At 41.8% G+C, this 19371-nt stretch carries 10 protein-coding genes; 3 read left to right on the forward strand and 7 right to left on the reverse strand.

All coding sequences use genetic code 11. The features are described 5' to 3' along the window. The first annotated feature begins 20 nt into the window (after nt 1–20). The 3 genes from GWK08_RS06185 to GWK08_RS06195 all read left to right on the forward strand — a co-directional run bounded on the left by GWK08_RS06185 (nt 21) and on the right by GWK08_RS06195 (nt 3943). Nucleotides 21–1643: an alpha/beta hydrolase gene (locus tag GWK08_RS06185; protein ID WP_163606022.1), complete on the forward strand. Its 1623-nt coding sequence runs from the start codon at nt 21–23 to the stop codon at nt 1641–1643. A gap of 6 nt (nt 1644–1649) precedes the next feature. After that, complete coding sequence (locus GWK08_RS06190; RefSeq protein ID WP_163606023.1) at nt 1650–2159, forward strand: nuclear transport factor 2 family protein; 510 nt, start codon at nt 1650–1652, stop codon at nt 2157–2159. Nucleotides 2160–2554: 395 nt separating this feature from the next. Further along, nucleotides 2555–3943, forward strand: coding sequence for a lactonase family protein (locus tag GWK08_RS06195; RefSeq protein ID WP_163606024.1), 1389 nt, complete (start codon nt 2555–2557; stop codon nt 3941–3943). A 165-nt stretch (nt 3944–4108) separates the two neighbouring features. On the opposite strand, the gene GWK08_RS06200 is transcribed toward GWK08_RS06195, so the two are convergent. Genes GWK08_RS06200 through GWK08_RS06230 form a run of 7 tightly spaced genes read right to left on the reverse strand, consistent with a single transcriptional unit; the run spans nt 4109 to nt 19371 of the window. Then, nucleotides 4109–6472, reverse strand: a complete 2364-nt coding sequence (locus tag GWK08_RS06200; RefSeq protein ID WP_163606025.1) for an ABC transporter permease — start codon at nt 6470–6472, stop codon at nt 4109–4111. Between the two features lie 18 nt (nt 6473–6490). Continuing rightward, entirely contained in the window at nt 6491–7159 is a 669-nt protein-coding gene (locus tag GWK08_RS06205; RefSeq protein WP_163606026.1) for an ABC transporter ATP-binding protein, read from the reverse strand. Nucleotides 7160–7192: 33 nt separating this feature from the next. Next, nucleotides 7193–9598: an ABC transporter permease gene (locus GWK08_RS06210; RefSeq protein ID WP_163606027.1), complete on the reverse strand. Its 2406-nt coding sequence runs from the start codon at nt 9596–9598 to the stop codon at nt 7193–7195. 19 nt (nt 9599–9617) lie between these two features. After that, a complete protein-coding gene (locus tag GWK08_RS06215) occupies nt 9618–12065 on the reverse strand; it encodes an FtsX-like permease family protein (RefSeq protein ID WP_163606028.1) in 2448 nt (815 codons plus the stop codon). 10 nt (nt 12066–12075) lie between these two features. Then, nucleotides 12076–14538, reverse strand: coding sequence for an ABC transporter permease (locus tag GWK08_RS06220; RefSeq protein WP_163606029.1), 2463 nt, complete (start codon nt 14536–14538; stop codon nt 12076–12078). Nucleotides 14539–14548: 10 nt separating this feature from the next. Next, nucleotides 14549–16945, reverse strand: coding sequence for an ABC transporter permease (locus GWK08_RS06225; protein ID WP_163606030.1), 2397 nt, complete (start codon nt 16943–16945; stop codon nt 14549–14551). A gap of 20 nt (nt 16946–16965) precedes the next feature. Continuing rightward, complete coding sequence (locus tag GWK08_RS06230) at nt 16966–19371, reverse strand: ABC transporter permease (protein ID WP_163606031.1); 2406 nt, start codon at nt 19369–19371, stop codon at nt 16966–16968.

Below are 19371 nucleotides of genomic sequence, written 5' to 3' on the forward strand. Positions count from 1 at the left end.
TGAAAATAAATTAAAAAAATATGCTGAAAAAAGTTCTTTTCTTTTATCTGCCCCTAATTCTTGTCCCCTTTTATACCTTGTCACAAAGTAACCCGGATAATGTACTGGTTCCCGCTCCCTACGATGCGGGCTTCAGGCAGTACTGGGTATCGGACCCTTCCAGGGAAATGAAGATCAAGGGAACGGATATTCAACAGGAACGGGCCATGCTGGTCAATATCTGGTATCCTGTAGAACCCTCTGCCGCCCCCTCACCTTTTACCCGCCGTACATATTTTGATTTTGTCAAAGAGGGAAAGTACAAAGCTATATCCGAAGCCTACAGAAACTATAATCTTGAGGTGCTGGAAAGTGAGATCTTCCCGTATTTCCCAGACTCGCTGGCCACTCCTTCCGTAAAAAAGGAATACCTGGAAGCCTTTCTCGATTTACCGCTTCCGGTGCGTAAGGACGCACTGCCGATCCAGGGTAAATTCCCGGTGGTCATCTATCACCAGGGAGCAGGCGCCTCCTTTGAGGATAATAATTTTTTATGCGAATACCTGGCGGGGCACGGGTATATTGTTATAGGAAGTTCTTTCTTCTCCGGGAAGGGAAGTTTAGGTCCTGACGGAAGGCTAACAAGCCTGGAAGATATAGGGTTTTTACTCGATTATTTAAAAAAATACTCCTTTGCCGATACTTCAAAGGTAGCTGTAATGGGACATAGCCTGGGAGGGCAGGGAGCTCTTATAAGTTTTGCTCTTAATTCCAGAGGTATAAATACCGTAATAAGTATGGAAACCACACAGGAGTATCATGAGATCGATCACCCCCTCTGGAAAGATTTTACCGATCCTGTTCTGGAAAGCGATATAGACAGTCGGGGTGGGTCCCTTTTGTCGTTTGCTTCTCATTCTTCCTTATTTGCCCTTAACGATCTGATGAAAAAAACAGATCGTTACTATGTGTCATTACCCTCCTATTTTGATCATAACGACTATCTGTCCCAGGCTTCGTATGCCCGTACTCTTTATTTGTATTTCTTATACAAAAAAGGATCTGAAGAGGATGAACAAGATATTGCCGACCTGAAATTACGCCAGCAGTTTATTGATGAAAAATACGCCGAAGTCCTGTCTGTAACTCTCGATTTTCTGAATCATAAACTAAAGGGCAACAGAGCCGGTCTTATTAAAGGGCTTCAATCTTCCTCCAGAGAGAATATCAATTACAACCAATTGATCCGTCACGAGCAGAAACCCGACGGGCCTGTTCCCACATCCAGGGAGCTATATCAGATGCTGCAATCCAAAGGTGTATCCCGGGTAATAAAAACCCTGAGGCGTTTTAGCGAGGAAGGAACCAAATACAGAAATGACCTCGGAGAAGAAGTGGATAAACCCATCTTCGGAAGTACTTTTTCCTATGTAATGGTTTTAAGTCTGCTGAAAAAAGGAAAAATTGAAGAAGCCAGGAAACTTTCGGGCTTTTACAGCGAAATAGATATTCATGTTGCCAGTCGTTTTATCTCGCTTAGCTCTTTTTACAAACTGTTCGGGAAAAATGAGATCTCCAAACAAAATCTCCGTTACCTCCTGTTGCTGGAGCCCGAAAATCAGGAAGCAAAGGAATTATTGGAAACATTGTCAAAAAAAGAATAAACCGATATGAAAAAAGCACTCTCCCTTTCCGTCTTAATCATTAGTCTGTTAGTAATTTCCTGTCAAAAGCAGGAAGCAGCAACCGTTGATCTTGAAAAAGAAAAGGCCGAGATCCTTAAGTTACACCACGCACAAAGAGATCATCATTTTGGCAAAGATTCCATTGCCTTTGCCAGCCAGCTTTCGGAGGATTTTATTTCCGTAAACCGGGGAGAGATCACAAAACCCACTTATGAAGAAAACCTCGGGCGCTACCATGCCTACTTTTCTTCGGTGGAATTTGAAAAATGGGACGATACGGCAGAACCGACCATCCGTTTTTCGGAAGATGGAAAAATGGCCTATACGATCGTAGAGAAAGAGATCGTCATCCGCTTTGAGGAAAATGGGAAACCTATGGAAGAGAGTACGGAATACGCATGGGTATCCATCTACAGGAAATACGATGACGGTTGGAAAATAGACTGTGTTTCCTCTACCAATAAACCGAGTACTGTTCGGGAATTAACCGAATAAAAACAATTTATATGTTTTCGACCGATTCTGGCCATTTGTTTAACCCTTTTTTAATTCTCCGTTTCCTTTTTTGGAATATGAGTCTTAGCCATAGCATTGTTATGGTTTGTCCTTAGAGTTTTTCGTTTTCTACCGTTTAATATCAATACCAATTCTTCATCACCGTCCTGTAAGAGTAATTGTTCAGCTATCATATCATGTCATGTGCGGGATTATTTATTTCATGAGGGATAGGTGAAATGTTCTTTAAATGAATAAGGGTTTTTAAATAATCAGATATTGGTTCAAATCCTATAAAACTTAACATTATTTCAGTTAATTATGAGATTTATCGTCAATATGTAAATTTCATAAAGCTCTACCGACCTATCGATCAATCAAAATTTTAAAATACTATGAAACAAACAGAATTAAAAAAATTAGCACTGTTGCTAATTTCTATGGTAGCCTTTACGGCTTGTAAAAATGATGATGATAGCACCCCTCAATCTCCGGAATCCGAAAGAACATTAGTTGGGTTTTTATATACTACAACAAATGGAGAGCAAACAAATCAAGTACTCAGGCTAGATCGTTACAGCGATGGGAGCGTCGGGAATGAAATTGCTTATCCTACAGGTAGTGATGGAGGTGCAGATACTTCTGCGGGAGGTGATGCGAATGGCGATTTTGACTCTCAGGGAGCCGTACAAATAATTGGCGATTATTTGTTAAATGTTAATGCAGGAGGCAACACTATTTCTGTTTTTTCCTTAGACAGACCTACGGGCGATCTAACATTTCAAAACAATGTAACTTCCGGAGGAACAAGACCCGTAAGTATTGCATTTACTCCCAAAGATGGAGCTACAGACGAATATTGGGTGGTTGTCGGAAATCAATGGAATAATCCAAACGTACAAAATGATGGACCAAATCTTCAACGTTTTCCTAATGATGCTTTTCATAATGAAGATTTAACCCAATCGGATGCAACAGATGCAGAAAGAAATATTACATTATTCAGTTTTAACACTTCTACCGGAGCGCTTACTTTGGAGCGTCAATTAGACTCTTATGTTAGAGAAAATGGAGGGCCCACTACAGTTGCGTTTAGTGATGATGGCAGTAAATTGGCAGTATCTACCTGGGGAATTGCCCATTTTGCTACGGAGAACCCTTCTTTAGATGAACAACGGGCAAGCAGAGTTTACGTATACGATTTTGCCAATGGCATCATTTCCGGAGAGCGATTTTTTGAAGAAGAAGGTATTGCAGGTACTATTGGATTTAACTGGGCCAGGGGTAGTTCCTCCATATTACAAGTTTCAAATTTTAATTTAATATCGAGTAAACTGGATAATAGTCTTACCATTTTATTTGATGACGGAACTACTGTAACAAAAAATCAAAACTTTAATACAGTAGAGGAGGGCGATATTAACGAAGCTTGCTGGAGTGCATTAAACCCCGATGGAACTGTTTTATACATTTCCAGTTTTGGCGCTAACGCTATTACTGCATTTAATGTAGATGCAGCCGGAAATGTTTCGTCTGAGATTGGTTTTGAAGTTAGAGGAGGATTTGCTCCTCCCGGAGATACAAAAGATATCTATATTAGTTCTGACGACGCTTATCTTTATAATATAGGTGCTTTTCAGTCATTTTCTATTAACACATTCAGTATTTCCGATTCCGGTGCCCTTTCTTATGAAGAGCAATTTACCTACGAAACAACTTCTGCTTCCGTAGGCAGTGCCGGAACGTTTAATTTTCTTGGACTTAGTGGATATGACCTGGAATAGCTTATTATATAAATAGATTAGTGAACTCTAATAGCCAATAGAGTTATCATTTCAAAAAAAGCTTAAAACAAAAGCGTGCACCTTAAAAAGTGTACGCTTTTTTTTAATACTAGTCCGTCGAAAAAGGGAAAGTGAGAGAAACAGGGATCGCATCTTCCTTTTTAGTTATTCCTCTCTTAATGCCTCCACCGGGTTTTTAAAGGCTGCTCTTATTGCCTGAGAGCTTACCGTTAGTAATGCTACCACTAAAGCGCCTATTCCTGCCAGGATAAAATACCACAATCGCAGGTCGATCTTATATGCAAAACTTGTAAGCCAGTTAATGCTCAGAAGATAGGCTACGGGAATACCAACAAGAATGGAGATTCCAACCAGTTTTGCAAATTCTCCCGACAGCAACATAGTGATCTGGCTGCTGCTCTGACCAAGCGCTTTGCGAATACCTATTTCTTTTTGCCTTCTTTCGGCTGTAAAAGCCACGAGCCCGAATAGGCCCAGGCAGGAAATAATAATTGCCATCCCCGCAAAGTATTTGGACAGGACGGAAACTCTTTGCTCCGACTGATAGAGGTGCTGATAGTCCTTATCCAAAAACTCAAAATCAAAAGGGAAACCGGGATTGTATTCACTGTAAAACGCTTTGAGGCTGTTGAGGGTACTTTCTTCCCTACCCGCCTCTATTTTGATCATAATATGATTCCCGCTATCAGACAATTTGTAAAAACAGGGTTTTACTTCCTCATAAAGGGATTCAAAATGAAAATCGCCTACCACACCTACTATTTCCCTGTTCCTTCCCCAGAGTTCAACTATCTGGCCTACGGGATTTTTCAGTCCCATTTGAGCAACAGCGGTTTCGTTCAGGATGATCTTGTCTTCGTCTGTGCTAAAATCCCTGGAAAAAGACCTTCCTTCTTTTAATTCCATCCCCAGAACTTCAATAAAATCGTAATAGGCATTGATATAGCTGAATGCAATATTATCTTCCGGATCTTTCCCTTCCCAGGCATCCAGGCCGATGGTAGTACCATGATCTCCGGTCAGGTTGTGTGCATAGCTCGTAGCTCCTGTCACCCCGGGAATATTTTTAATTTCATTAAGCGAGGTCTCCAGTTTTTCGGCCATCTTACCTTCTCTTCTTAAGTAGATGATATTGTCCTTCTCATAGCCCAGGTTTTTTGTCTGAATGTATTCTATCTGCTGATAAATAACTATAACAGAAACGATCAGGACCACCGATACTCCAAACTGAAATATTACCAATCCCTGGCGTATCCACAGTTCACTTGCCCTTGTAGTGAATTTTCCTTTTAACAGGCTAACCGGTTTGAAACCGGAAAGATAGAGCGCCGGATAACTTCCCGATACAAGGCCGACAAGCAGGCTGACTGCCAGAAGGAACACAATATGAGGCCACTGAAGATCGAGCTGAAGTTCCTTCCCGACGATCTGATTGAACTGAGGGAGGAAGATCACCACAAATAAGAGTGCGGTCAGCAGGGCCAGAAAAGATGTCATGATCGATTCTCCGAGGAATTGAAATCCGAGAGATCTCCTCTTTATACCCATGGCTTTTTTGACTCCCACTTCCTTGATCCTTTTGGAAGCCTGAGCTGTGGACAGGTTGATAAAATTAATACAGGCAATAAGCAGGATCAGGATGGCAATAACAGAAAAAAGCCGTACATAAGTTATTCTACCTTCAGCCTGTACCCCGTTTTCATATTTTCCGTATAAATGCTTACTTGAAAAAAGGGTCAGGAAGAGAGAAGAAGTCTCATCGTTAGATCGTTCCCTGATCAAACGGGTCATCTTGCTGTTAAGAGCCTCGATATTCGCTCCCTCTTTAAGCACCACATAGGTATGAGGATCGTTATAGGTCCAGTTGTAATTATCGGGTACACGATCCTTGTATTCTTCATAGGAATAAATAACATCGAACTGAAGGCTTGAACTGGCAGGAGGAGCTTTAAAAACTCCGGAGATCGTATAATTCCCGCTGAGTTCTTCCTGTTTCCATTCCAGGTCCCTCCCGATGATATTCTCTGAAGTTCCGAAGAGTTTTAGGGCCAGCTTATCCGAGATAACAACTGCCTGATTTCCCGAAAGGACCTCATCTTTATTCCCATCGATCAGTTCGAAAGAGAAAATATTGAAAAAGTCCTTCCCTGCATACAACTCCCTTGCTCTGATCTCTTTTCCGTTTCCGGGAGAAATAATCCCGTTCTCCTCAGAAAGCACATTAGTGGCATAGACTATTTCCGGCATTTCTTCCGGAAGGGTCTTTGCCAATGGGCCGGGAGTCCATTCGGAAGTAAAATTCCGGTTAGAGGATTTATTGGTTTTCATTACCTGATAAAGCCTGCTGTCATTCTGATGAAATTTATCTACACTTATCTCATCCTCAATCCACAGCGCAATAAATAAAAAGCAGATCAGGCCGGTTGACAAACCGACAATATTGATGAAAAAAGAGTTTTTATTTTGTCTGATATTCCTGAGGAACAATATAAAATTATGCTTTATCATGGCAGGTGTTCTTTTAATTTAATCCTTGATCATTCTTCCGTCCAGCAAGTTGATAGTCCTGGAACCGTAAGCTGCATTTTTCTCGGAATGTGTTACCTGAATTATAGTTACTCCTTCTTCATTCAGTTGCTTGAAAAGCTCCATGATCTCCTCTCCCTGTTTGGAATTCAGGTTTCCTGTAGGTTCATCGGCAAGAATGAGTTTAGGGCTTGAAATAAGTGCCCTGGCTATTCCTACCAATTGTTGCTGCCCTCCGCTGAGCTGGGTGGGAAAAAGGTCTTTTTTACCAACTATATTAAAACGATCCAGCATATCCCCTACCAAAGCTTTTCGCTCGGAAGAGCTATATTTCTTGAACAAAAGTGGCATTTCTATATTTTCATATACCGTGAGTTCGTCCATCAGGTGATAGGCCTGAAATACAAAACCTATATATTTTTTGTAGAGGTTGATGCGATGCTTCTCCTTAAGGCTCTGAATAGGTTCTTCCAGGAAATTGTATTCTCCTTCATCAAAATTATCCAGCATCCCGATAACATTAAGCAGCGTGGTCTTTCCCGAACCCGAAGGCCCCATAATGGAAATAAATTCGCCTTCTTCCACCTGAATATTAATATCCTTTAAAAGAAATATCCTTCTGTTTCCGGAGTTCACCCATTTAAATATATTGTTTAATTCTAAAAGCATTTTGTATGTTTTATATATTGATAATTTCTTGTTTTATTCTGTTCTGAGGCTTTTTACCGGATCAGCCAAGGAAGCTTTAACGGATTGAAAGCTGCAGCTTAGTAAAGCGATCATTAAAGTGATAACTCCTCCGCTGAGGAACATCCACAAAGATAATTCTACCTTATAACTAAAGCCCTGAAGCCACATGTTCATGGCATAATATACCAGAGGTACGGCAATGATAAAGGCAATGGCAACTAAAAAAATAAATTCTTTGGAGAAAAAGGTAACGTTGTCCAGAAGTCCTGCTCCCAGAACCTTGCGTATCCCTATTTCCTTTGTTTTTCTTAAGGTGATAAAAGACATCAGGCCCAGCAGTCCAAGGCATCCTATACTTATTGCCAGGATAGAGAGGATGGTAAAGCCGTTAAAAATAAGTCGTTCCACAAGATATTCCTTCTCCATAGAATCGTCCAGGAATTCGTAGTTATAAACGGAATTCTTAAATATCCCGTTCCAGGTCTTCTCAACAGAAGCCAGGGTACGGGAACTTCCGTCTGCTATTTTAATAAAGGCGTTATTCTGATAAGCATTCCAGTTTAAAATAATACAGGGAGTGATCTCGTACTGAAGGGAGTGATTATTAAAATCTTTTACAACTCCAACAATAGTGGCCTCGCCTTCATTGATAGCCAGCCTCTTGCCAATGGCCTCCTGTGGGGTCCAGTTATAGGCTTTCAGCAATTTTTCATTTACAATAAATTCGTCAAAGCGGTTTTTATTGGAAATAAAATTCCTTCCGGCAATCAGTTCCAGGTCATAAAAGTCCAGATAATTAATATCGCCTATTTTCATTTCGGCACTCTTTCCTTCTTCTACGGTTTGTTCCGGAGTTCTGAATGAGGTTCCCAGCGAATATCCGTTTACACCCATTGGAGGGCCGGACCCGAAGGAAACCTTCAGGATATCTTTATCCTGCAAAAGAGCATTCCTGTACACTTCCAGTTTATTGAATTCGGGAGCGGAGGTCGTTACCACGGCGTCCGAAGAAAACCCGATCTCCTGATTCCTGAAATAATTCATCTGTGTTGCTACCACAATAGAGGCGATCACAAAAAGCTGAACGATCACAAACTGAAACACGATCAGGGATTTGCGAAGGGTAAGGCCATTGGTCTTTTTAAAAACCACCATGTTCTTTAATGCGGGGATCGGTTTAAAGGACGAGAGTACCAATGCTGGATAAATAGCTGCCAGAAGCACCGTAAGTCCTCCGATAAGCAGTACCAGGCCTATCTGTTCCCATCCGAAGTGCAGTTTCAGGTTTATGATAGACAAAAAACCATTGAGCTCATTAATCAGGAAATAAGACATCAGCACCGAAAGGCCAAGAGTAAGGCTTATCAGGATAATATTTTCCAGGACAAACTGAAAGATCAGGTTAAAACGGGAACCTCCCAGCACTTTTCGTATTCCTACTTCTTTGGACCTCGATGTAGATTGTGCGGTTATTAAGTTTACAAAATTAACGATGGCAATGATCAGGATAAAAAGAGCTACCAGGGATGCCGTACGGAGTACACCGGCGGGCATGGTATAGCCACCCGGAATACTGCCGTAAAGGGTTTCGGTATGTATTTCTTTTAGAGGTTGCAGGAAATAGGAAATACGCCGGTCATCCTCGGGTTTCAGATATTTTTTCTTCCAGCCCGCAATCGCCGACTCCAGCTTTTCCTTTAATTTTTCGTTTTTCAGGACCACAAAAGTAGTTCCCTGATAATTCCCTGACCAGTTGGAGGTAAAAAAGGGATTATTCTCCTTAAAAAATTCATAGGGAACCAGCATATTATACCGCTGATTGGCATTTCCGGGAGGGTTCTTTACCACTCCGCTTACTACCAGCGGATCTTTACTGTTCAGCATAATGGTCTTTCCCAGAACGGATCCATAGTTGCTTATATCATTTCCGAAATACTTTTTGGCAAGGTATTCGGTCAGGACAACCGAACCGTAATTATCAAGGGCTGTATTACGGTCTCCCGCCAGCCATTCTGCATCAAAGGTTTCCAGATAGTACCCATCCGCAAATAATACATAAGGTTCCTCATAGAGTGTAACTTCTCCCTGTTCGTTCTTTACACTGAATTCCCTGCTGGCAGGACCTGCGGTCTGAGTAACTATATCTATTTCCGGAAAGTCGTTCCTCAGGGCTTCGGCCAGAGGATAAGCGGTCGTATTCCAATACAGGGTCTCTTCCGGATATTCGGTGTGCTGCACTACGCGGTAAATATCGTCTGAACGCTGATGATAACTGTCAAAATCAGATTCGTATTTCGTAAAAACAAGGATCACCATACAGGCACTGATCCCGATAGATAGTCCCAGAACATTTATAAGCGTACTCAGCTTGTTCTTGACAAGGTTACGCCAGGCTATTTTCAGATAATTTCTAAACATCCTTATATTTTTTAATTCTTTATTCTTCTTTTAAGGTCTTCGCAGGGTCGAGCCTGGAAGCCAGTACAGTCTGGGAACTAACCGTCAGAAATGCTACCATCAGGGTTATAGCTCCCGCAATTACAAAATAAGACACATCAACAGGCACCCTATAGGTGAAACCTGAAAGCCAGTCTTTAAAAAACAAATAAGCCACAGGGATCCCGATTGCCACCGAAATAACAACCAGCTGCATAAACTCTCTGGATAACAGCAAAGTAATCTGAGCGCTACGCTGTCCCAGTACTTTTCGTATCCCTATTTCCTTAACACGCGCCTGTATAGTATGAATGACCAGTCCGAACAGCCCCAGGCAGCTTATTAAAATGGAGAGACCCATCGCCCATCGCAAAAGGGTAGACATTTTTTGTTCCTGCTCATAGAATTGTGCTACGGTCTGGTCCATAAAGCTGATATCGAAAATGGCATCGGGATATATTTTTTTATATACCCTTTCCACTTTTGCCAGGGTAGCTGCCCAGTTCTCCTTACTCCCTTCGGCCATGGAAAAATGTATGGTATTTAACTGCCGGAATCTCGGGCCGTAAATATCTCCGGTAAGCACCAGTGGCTGGATAGGGGATTTAAGTGATCGTTGATTAAAATCTTTCATAACTCCGACTATGGGAGTTTTTTCACCATCTACCTCTAAAATTTTTCCAATGGCATTTACCGGATCCTGAAACCCGAGTACTTTCAGGTAAGATTCATTAATGACATATTCTTTTATGGTATCGTTTAAACGTTCTCTTCCCGCCAGCAGGTCGATATTGTACAAATTAAGATAGTTCAGGTCTCCGTACAGAAACTCTACTTCTTTCTGTATTTCCTTTTCTCCTTCTCTGTAAATCAGGTTTGAAGAGCTCACATTAAATGAAGCCGGAGGGTTATTTCCCAAACTGATGTCCTGAATAAGCGGAATAGCCTTTAGTTCTTCCATAAACTGCAGTCTTTTTGCTTCGGAAGAATCGTACCACGGACTCTGAACATAGGCAATGGCATTTGTTTTAAAACCCATATCCTTGTTCATCATAAAACTGATCTGTTTCCCTACCAACAGGGTTGCCAGAATAAAAACCTGAGCGATCACAAACTGAAAAATCGTTAAATACCTCCGCAGGGATGCCGATTGCCTGCCCGAAGACACTTTGTTTCTCAGGATAGCGGAAGGCCTGAATTTAGACAGTACCATGGCCGGATAAAAACCGGATAAAAGGGTAACACAGATCAACAGTACAATTATAAAGCCGATGATCTGCGGGCTGGTGAATAATTCGGCGGTAACACCTTCAGGCGTGAAGTCGCCGAAAATCCTCAACAGGTAAACAGCAAAAACAACAGACACCAAGGTGGCTATGACAGTAAGCAGGAACATCTCTCCAAGCATCTGGAACATCACCTGCCTTTTTGCAGCTCCCAGAGCTTTAATAATTCCAATTTCCTTTGCTCTTTTAGTGGCTTGTGCCGTATTCAGGTTGATAAAATTAATACACGCCAGCAAGAGGATAAATAAGGCAATTCCCGAGAGTCCCCAAAGCGAAGATCTGCTGGCCGGGCTGCCACTGAAATTAAAGATGCCGTAATCTGCATTAAAGTGAAGATCACTCAGAGGTTGCAGGTGAAAACGCTGTTTCTGTTTGTAAACGGACAATTCTTCATCTAACTTCGCTGCCGCCAGTTCGTCCAGTTGTTCTTTTACGACCTGTTTATTTATATTCTTATCCAGTTTTACGAATAATTGAACCCCCGAATTCGTCCCTAGCCAGTTTTCACTGAGGATCTGCCTTCTCTGACTGGATTTAACGGCTGTTTTTAGAGAAATAAATTCCTTTCCTTTAAAATCGCTGCGCTGTTTCAGATCATCAACGATCCCCGTAACCCTGGTACTCATGGAGTCGTTATATATTAAAGTTTTTCCCAGGATCTGATCTGCAGAAAGGCCGGGGAAATATTTCTGAGCCCTGTTTTTGGTAAGCACTACCTCATCCGGGTTTTCCAAAATCCCGTGTGGAGAGCCTGCCAGCCAATCATACCTGAAGAGTTTAAAATAGCTTTCATCTGTGTAGATCACATCGTTTACTTCCCGGTAAACATGCTCTTTTTGAGGTGTATTTACAGTAGCTATATATCCGGTATAGAAATAAGTAGCCTGTTCCACACCCTTAAAATCTTCCTTCACGCTGGTGGTAAGTGGTCGCGGCACTCCTCTGTTGTGTGCCTTAAACTCGGGAGAGGTAAAGTTGCTGGTTATCCTATAAATGCGATCGCTGTCTTTATGAAAGGTATCAAAGCTTAAATCGTAGTATACCAGGATCCCGATAACGAAAGACGTGCTCAGGCCGATGGCCAGACTTACAATATTTATGGAGGTAAAGAGCTTATTCTTCCACAAATTCCTCCAGGCTATTTTCAGATAGTTTTTTAGCATCTTGTTTTCTTTAATTTTTTAAAATATCGATCGGGTTTGCTTTAACCGCCCTTATGGTCTGGAAACTCATCGCTGCTGTAGACACTATAAAGATGGCCGCTGTCGAAAGAATGAATGCCCAGGCATCAATATTGATCCGATAGGCGAATCCATTAAGCCAGCCATTTAAAATATGAATGGTAAAAGGCACGGCAATGATCACTGCTATGGCAATTAAACCGAAGAATTGCCTGAACAGCAAAAGTAAAATATGCGGGGTTCCCGCTCCCAGTACTTTTCGCATACACACTTCCCTGATCCTCTGGTTTACGGTATACGCAGATAGGTTGAACAAACCTAAACAGCCTACAAATATGGAAAGCCATGCAAACAGGTTGAATAATTTTTTAAACCGCACATCATTGAGGTATTGCTGATTAAAATAGTCTTCAAGAAAGAAGTAATCGAATGGGTTCCCGGGAAAGGCTTCTGTCCATTTCTGTTCTATTCCGGCAACGGTCGTATCCAGTCCGGCGTTAGCTTTTACCTTCACAAAAAAGTATTCCCCGTCATACCGGTTCAACCAGTACATGGTGGGAATAGTGTTCTTTTTAAGGGATTCGTGGTGGTAATCCTCGATAACTCCTACCACCGGTTTGGCAAAATCGTCTCCGTTAATATTTATGATCTTGTCCAGAGCATCCTGAGGTTCCTTATACCCCATTTTCTCTGCCATAGACCGGGTAATTATAACTCCTTCATTTGAGGGGGAAATGTCTCTTGAAAGTCCTCTTCCGGCAATCAGGTTCATCTCCAGGGTCTGAATAAAATCGTAATCCGCTCCGGATATCTGAGCGGTAATTTCCCGGCCGGGTACACTCCCCTGTTCGCTTAGCGAAAACAATCGTTTCATTTTTTTACCGGGAATAGATTGAGCTGTACTCACCAGGCTTATCCCGGGTAAACTCTCCAGGTTTCTCTTAAACCTATCTATACTGTTTTTCAGCTCTTCTTCTTCACCGGGAAGGCCTGCGGCCCGTTCAACGATCAAAAGTTGCTCCGGGTTAAAACCAAGGTTTTCGGAAAGCATAAAATTTATCTGATCTGATATTATGATCGTACCGGTTATCAATACCGAAGAAGCGGCAAATTGAAAAACAACAAGGCTTTTCCTTAATGATGCTGTCCTGTCTGAGGTACTTAGTTTTCCCTTAAGGACATCTACTGCTTTATAGGACGAAAGTATTAAAGCAGGATACCAGCCGGATAGCACCGAACCTACAATCCATAGAACGGCTATTAAAAGCCAGAAGATTGTTTGTTTTACAGGAAAAGCCCCGATTTCAAGTCCCATAAATCCGCTGAGGAAAGGAGAGAGGTAAAACAGGATCCCGACAGATAAGGCGATGGCAAATCCGTTAAACACAAAAGATTCCATCATAAATTGCCCGACAAGCTGTCTTCTCTGACCTCCCATTACCTTTTGCACTCCTACCTCCTTTGCTCTTGTAAGTGATCTGGCGGTTGCCAGGTTGATATAGTTGATCCACGCCATCAGTAAAATAGCGATCCCGATAACAATAAAAATATAGACTGAGCGGGCATTTCCGTTTGCTTCATTCTCATCAGCCAGATCGGAATGTAAATGAATGTCCTTTATAGATTGTACAACAAACGATCTTTTATGGTCCTGAGGTAAATCATGATCATGTGTCTTCATCAGAGAAGCGAGATTTGATTTAAACACATCTTCATCTACACCCTGGTTCAGCTGAACATAGGTATGCACATGCTTTCTTTGCCAGGAATTCTGAAAAAAGTCGGATGCGTAGCTTCCCCTTGAATAAAGGGTGGAATAGGATATTAAAATATCGTATTTAAGATGGGATGAAGATTTCGGTTTTTTGAAAACTCCCGTTACCTTCAGCAGAAAGTCATCTCCATATTCATCATTTTGCATCCGCAGCACCTTTCCTATTGGGTTTCCATTTCCAAAATATCGCGAAGCCTGATCTTCCGAGATCAGTATACTATGAGGCTCATTCAAAGCTGTTTCCGGATCTCCGAGAGCCATCTTAACAGAAAAGACCGAAAGAAAAGAAGGGTCTGCAAAAAAGCTTTCCTTTTGCTTGTATTCTTCCAAATTTCCTTTTTCATCCTGATAGCTAACTACCACATTGCTCTTCCTTCCCACATCAAAGAGTCGGACGTATTCTTTAATTTCAGGCAGGTTTCTTTTGATAAAGCTTGCCGCTCCCGGATAATTTTCGGCAGAACGGAATACCTCTTCTCCTGAAGCCGAGTAATCCAATCCTATACGATAGATCCGATCCTGATCTTCAATATGATCTTCATAACTTGTCTCATGAATTACATATTGAGCAATTAACAGAAAGCTCACCATTCCAATCACCAATCCGGTAATGTTTATAAAAGAATAGGATCTTTCCTTTAAGATACTCCTGTACAGCAACAAAAACTTATATTTTAACATAACTGTTTCTTTATTCTTCCCTTAATGCATCAACAGGTTTTCTATAGGCAGCCCTGATGGTCTGAGTCCCCACGGTAAACAGGGCAACGACGAGGGCAACAACACTTGCCAACACAAAATACCAGAGTTCTATATTTATTTTATAGGCAAAACCGGACAACCAGTTTTGCGTTAAAAGATATCCCAACGGTACCGCAATCAGAATGGATATCAGCACCGGTTTGGTAAACTCTCCCGACAGGAGTACTCCTATCTGAGTACTTCCCTGGCCTAATGCTTTGCGGATCCCGATCTCTTTTTTTCTTCTTTCTACTGCAAATACAGCCAGGCCAAAAAGCCCGAGGCACGAAATAAGAATGGCTAAAAAGGCAAAATATCCGGAAAGATCTGCCACTCTTTGTTCTGAGGTATATAGTGCCTGATATTCATCATCCAGGAATTCAAATTCAAACGGAAGGCCCGGATTGAACTTATGGTAAAGCTTTTCAAGGCCGGCCAGGGTCTCTTTCTCCCTGCCTGCCTGTATCTTAACCGCAATTCTATTGGCATCTTCCGGAAGGTATAGCAGAAACATCGGCTCTATCTTTTCATAGAGGGACTGATAATGGAAATCCTTTACAATACCTATGATCTCACGTTGCCCCCGGATATTCACTATTTTGCCTATGGGATCTTCCAGTTCCATGGTTTTAATGGCTGTTTCGTTGAGTATAATTTTCGATCCTTCATCTCCGAAATCCCGGGAAAATGAACGCCCTTCCTTTAACTCTATTCCCAGGGTCTCTACATAGTCATAATCTACCCTGGCAAAGGTAAATTGAATAGAAGGCCTGTCCTTTCGTTTGTACCCGCCACCCGAGTTGTCAAAACTGGAAATATTTCCTTCCAATTGAGTTGCATTGAGCACTCCCGGACTGCGTTTTAATTCTTTGAGGAAAGTCTCCGAATTTTCCACCAGCTTTCCTTCCTTCAAGAAAGTAACCACATGATCTTTGTTATATCCCAGGTTTTTGGATTGAAGAAAATTGATCTGTTTCGAGATTACAATGACCGAAATAATAAATATTATGGACACGCTAAACTGAAAGACCACTAATCCTCTTCGGGTAAAAAATTCTCCGAATGAGGTTTTTAATTTAGACTTTAATGTTTCTACCGGTTTTAAGCCCGAAAGAAAAAAGGCAGGGTAACTCCCGGAGATAAGACCCGTAAGGAGTGTAATGATCAGTGCTGCGCTAATGAGTTCAGGATCCGGCCGGAGGTTGATCTCCTTGGCTGTGATCAGGTTGAATTGTGGCAGGAGCAACAAAACAATAACAAAGGCGACTACCAGGGAAATAATGGTGAGAAATACAGATTCTCCGATGTACTGAAGAATAAGGTTTCTTCTGGAAGCTCCGATCACCTTTTTGATCCCCACTTCTTTTAATCTCCTTGATGCCTGAGCTGTAGAAAGGTTTATAAAATTAATGCAGGCAATAAGTAAAATAATAAGAGCTACTACGGAAAAGAGGATCACATAATCGATCCTGCCTCCGGCCTGTACCCCGTTTTCGAATTTGTTGTAGAGATATCTTTCCGAAAAAGGCTGAAGGAACATATTACCTATATAATGGTGGTACTTTTTACTGAAAACAACTTCCAGTTGAGCTCTGTAAAACTTATTGAGCCTGCTTTGAAACTCCGTTGCATCTGTTCCTTCTTTAAGTTTCAGATAAACATTTACACCATTACTGTTCCATTTAGCATCATAAGGATCGCGTTTGGCGAGGAATAATTCATTTGTAAGTAAAAAGTCGAACTCCAGGGAAGAACTTATTCCCTCTGTGTCTACAACACCCGATATGCTGTAATCTCCTGCATATAATGCTTCCCCATCCGTATTGTCGTAAATATTCACTGTCTCACCTATCAGGTTTTCGGAGCGATCAAACAGGGCAAGGGCTATTTTTTTAGAAATAACGATGGAGTTCTCGCCTCTAAGGACCTGATCTCCGTTCGCTTCTATTAACGGGAATGAAAAGATGTTGAAAAAATCTTTTCCCGCCAGTTTTCCGGAACCTTTTATCGTCTTATCACCTGTTGAGATAATGGCATTGGAAGAATCGTCCATCAAAGGTGCAGCATATTCCACTTCGGGAAATTCCGCCATCATAGCGGGTATCAGAAGATCGGAATTACTTTCATTTGTATTGATGTCACCTGAGCTATCCGGTACATTCCTCAGTACCTGATACAGTCTATGATCGTTAGCATGGAATTTATCCACACTTAATTCATCATTTACCCAAAGATAAATTAGCAATACACAGGCCAGGCCGGTGGACAGCCCTACAAGGTTCACCAGGAAAGTACTTTTATGCTTCCTGATATTCCTTAAAAAGAGTAGTAAATTGTGTTTTAACATAGCTGTTTGTTTTTTGATGATCATTCTTCCCTTAATGCATCTACCGGGTTTTTATGTGCCGCCCGGATTGCCTGGGTACTTATCGTAATAAGAGCTATAGACAGGGTGATGATTCCTGCCAGTACAAAATACCAGGGGTGCAATTCTATGCGATATGCAAAACCGGAAAGCCAGTTCTTACCGATCAAATAAGCCAGCGGTAAACCAATAACAAGCGAGAGGACTACCAGTTTTACAAAACTTGCCGAAAGCAGGACGGTAAGCTGTGAACTTGCCTGCCCGAGGGTTTTGCGTATTCCGATCTCTTTTCGTTTTCTTTCTGCCGTATAAGCTGCCAGGCCAAAAAGCCCGAGGCAGGAAATTAAAATGGCGAGAGAGGCGAAGTATTTCGACAGAACGGATACCCGCTGCTCGGCAATATACAGACGGTTATAATCCTTATCTAAATAGGTATATTCGAACGGAAGTCCGCCTGTAAACGCCCCGTAAGCTTCACTGATGCGGTTTATGGTTTCTTCTTCGGAACCTGTTTCCAGTTTCACCAGGATATTCTGGCCCTCCGGGGAAAAGCGTACCATACAGGGGCCTAATTTTTCATAAAGGGAACGGAAATGAAAGTTTTTCACCACTCCGATAATCTGTCTTTCCTTGCCCCAAAGTGTAATTGTTTTGCCCACCGGGTCCTCAAGCCCCATTACCTTGATCGCTTCTTCATTAAGAATGATATTCTTATCGTCTTTATCAGTCCCGAATTCTTCGGAATAAGTGCGCCCGGCTATCATTTGCATATCCAGGAGTTCCATCAGGTTATAATCGACCTCAATATTTCCGAATTCTACCCTTTCACCGGCTTTCTTCCCATCCCATTTAACACCACTGGTACTTCCGCTATCTCCTACCAGGTCATGTTGAAAACTGGAGGCTATTGCCACTCCGGGTAAGTCCCTGATCTCGTTAACAAAAGACACCAGGTTTTCATTGAGTTTTCCTTCCTTTTTAAAGGAAATAATATTTTCTTTTGAATAGCCCAGGTTTTTATTCTGGGTATATTCTATCTGTTTGTATACGATCAGTACGGATACGATAAGGACTACCGATACAGTAAACTGAAAGACGACCAGGCCTTTTCTGGTCCAGGCTTCTCCCCTGGGGGAACTCAATGTTCCCTTAAGCACTTTTACAGGTCGGAACCTCGATAAATACAAAGCGGGATAACTTCCGGACAGTAAGCCTGTAAACAGGGTGATGAGTATAATAGACAGAATAAATTCTGCGGAAAAGCTGAGGCTTAGATGTTTTCCGGTAATCTCATTAAACTCCGGAAGTAAGATGGCTACCATCAGTAAGGCAACGCATAAAGACAGAAAGGCAATAAATACAGATTCGTTAATGAATTGCCAGACGATATTCCTCTGCCTGGCTCCAACCGCTTTTTTGATCCCTATTTCCTTCATTCTTTTAGAGGCGATCGCGGTGGAGAGGTTCATAAAGTTGATAGCAGCAATAAGCAGCATAAAAATGGCAATCACGGAAAATAACTTCACATAGGTTATTCTGCCTCCTGCCTGTACTCCGTTTTCGAATTTGCTGTAGAGGTATCTTTCGGAAACAGGTTGAATAAACAGGGTCCCGATATACTCCAGATATTTTTCTCCTACCGTCTTCCTGTATTTTTCTTTAGCGAGATCTTCGATCTTCTGATCAAAAGCCTTGCTATCTACTCCTTCCTTTAAAAGTACAAAGGTGCTCGGGTTACTGTTCCCCCAATTTGTAAGGTTATCTTCATAGGCTTCATAAAACAGAAGGTAATTGAACAAGATCTCAAATTGATGAGTGGAGTTTTCAGGAGGGTCTTTAAAAACACCTGAAACCGTGTAGATGCCACTAAACCTTCCACGTTCCCAGCTAATTGTTTTACCTATTGCATTTTCAGGCTTTGAAAAAAGCTTATTTGCCAGCTTTTCGGATATAAAAATACTTTGCTTGTCCTCCAGGACACCGCTGGTATTTCCGCTTATCATTTTCCAGGAGAACAGTTTAAAATAATCCTCGTCGATAAACTGTCCGACAGCTTTGAAATGGCGGTCTTCCGCAGATGCTATTCCCTGTCCGCCATCGAACCACTGAGGAGGAATAACAGCTGTCGCTGCTTCTACCTCCGGCATTTCTTCATTTAGTGTTTTTGCCAGGAGTCCGGGAGTATACTCTTCCGTTTCCACACCCGTTGCCAACGGGGTATTCATCATAACCTGAAAGAGCCTGTTCTTATTCTGATGGAAACTGTCTACTTTCAATTCGTCATTTACCCATAAGTAAATGAGAAGTACACAGGCTAATGCCGTAGACAGGCCAGCAATATTGATAAAAAGAATATTCTTGTTCTTTTTAATGTTCCTGAAAAAAAGTAAGAGGTTATGTCTTAACAT

This window comes from Leptobacterium flavescens (assembly GCF_010671605.1).
GTDB lineage: Bacteria > Bacteroidota > Bacteroidia > Flavobacteriales > Flavobacteriaceae > Leptobacterium > Leptobacterium flavescens.

Bases quoted from the DNA above. Each gene is read 5' to 3' on its own strand.
- GWK08_RS06230 (WP_163606031.1), bottom strand. From the start codon at position 19,371: ATGTTAAGACATAACCTCTTACTTTTTTTCAGGAACATTAAAAAGAAC.
- GWK08_RS06210 (WP_163606027.1), bottom strand. From the start codon at position 9,598: ATGTTTAGAAATTATCTGAAAATAGCCTGGCGTAACCTTGTCAAGAAC.
- GWK08_RS06195 (WP_163606024.1), top strand. From the start codon at position 2,555: ATGAAACAAACAGAATTAAAAAAATTAGCACTGTTGCTAATTTCTATG.
- GWK08_RS06220 (WP_163606029.1), bottom strand. From the start codon at position 14,538: ATGTTAAAATATAAGTTTTTGTTGCTGTACAGGAGTATCTTAAAGGAA.
- GWK08_RS06215 (WP_163606028.1), bottom strand. From the start codon at position 12,065: ATGCTAAAAAACTATCTGAAAATAGCCTGGAGGAATTTGTGGAAGAAT.
- GWK08_RS06225 (WP_163606030.1), bottom strand. From the start codon at position 16,945: ATGTTAAAACACAATTTACTACTCTTTTTAAGGAATATCAGGAAGCAT.
- GWK08_RS06185 (WP_163606022.1), top strand. From the start codon at position 21: ATGCTGAAAAAAGTTCTTTTCTTTTATCTGCCCCTAATTCTTGTCCCC.
- GWK08_RS06205 (WP_163606026.1), bottom strand. From the start codon at position 7,159: ATGCTTTTAGAATTAAACAATATATTTAAATGGGTGAACTCCGGAAAC.
- GWK08_RS06200 (WP_163606025.1), bottom strand. From the start codon at position 6,472: ATGATAAAGCATAATTTTATATTGTTCCTCAGGAATATCAGACAAAAT.
- GWK08_RS06190 (WP_163606023.1), top strand. From the start codon at position 1,650: ATGAAAAAAGCACTCTCCCTTTCCGTCTTAATCATTAGTCTGTTAGTA.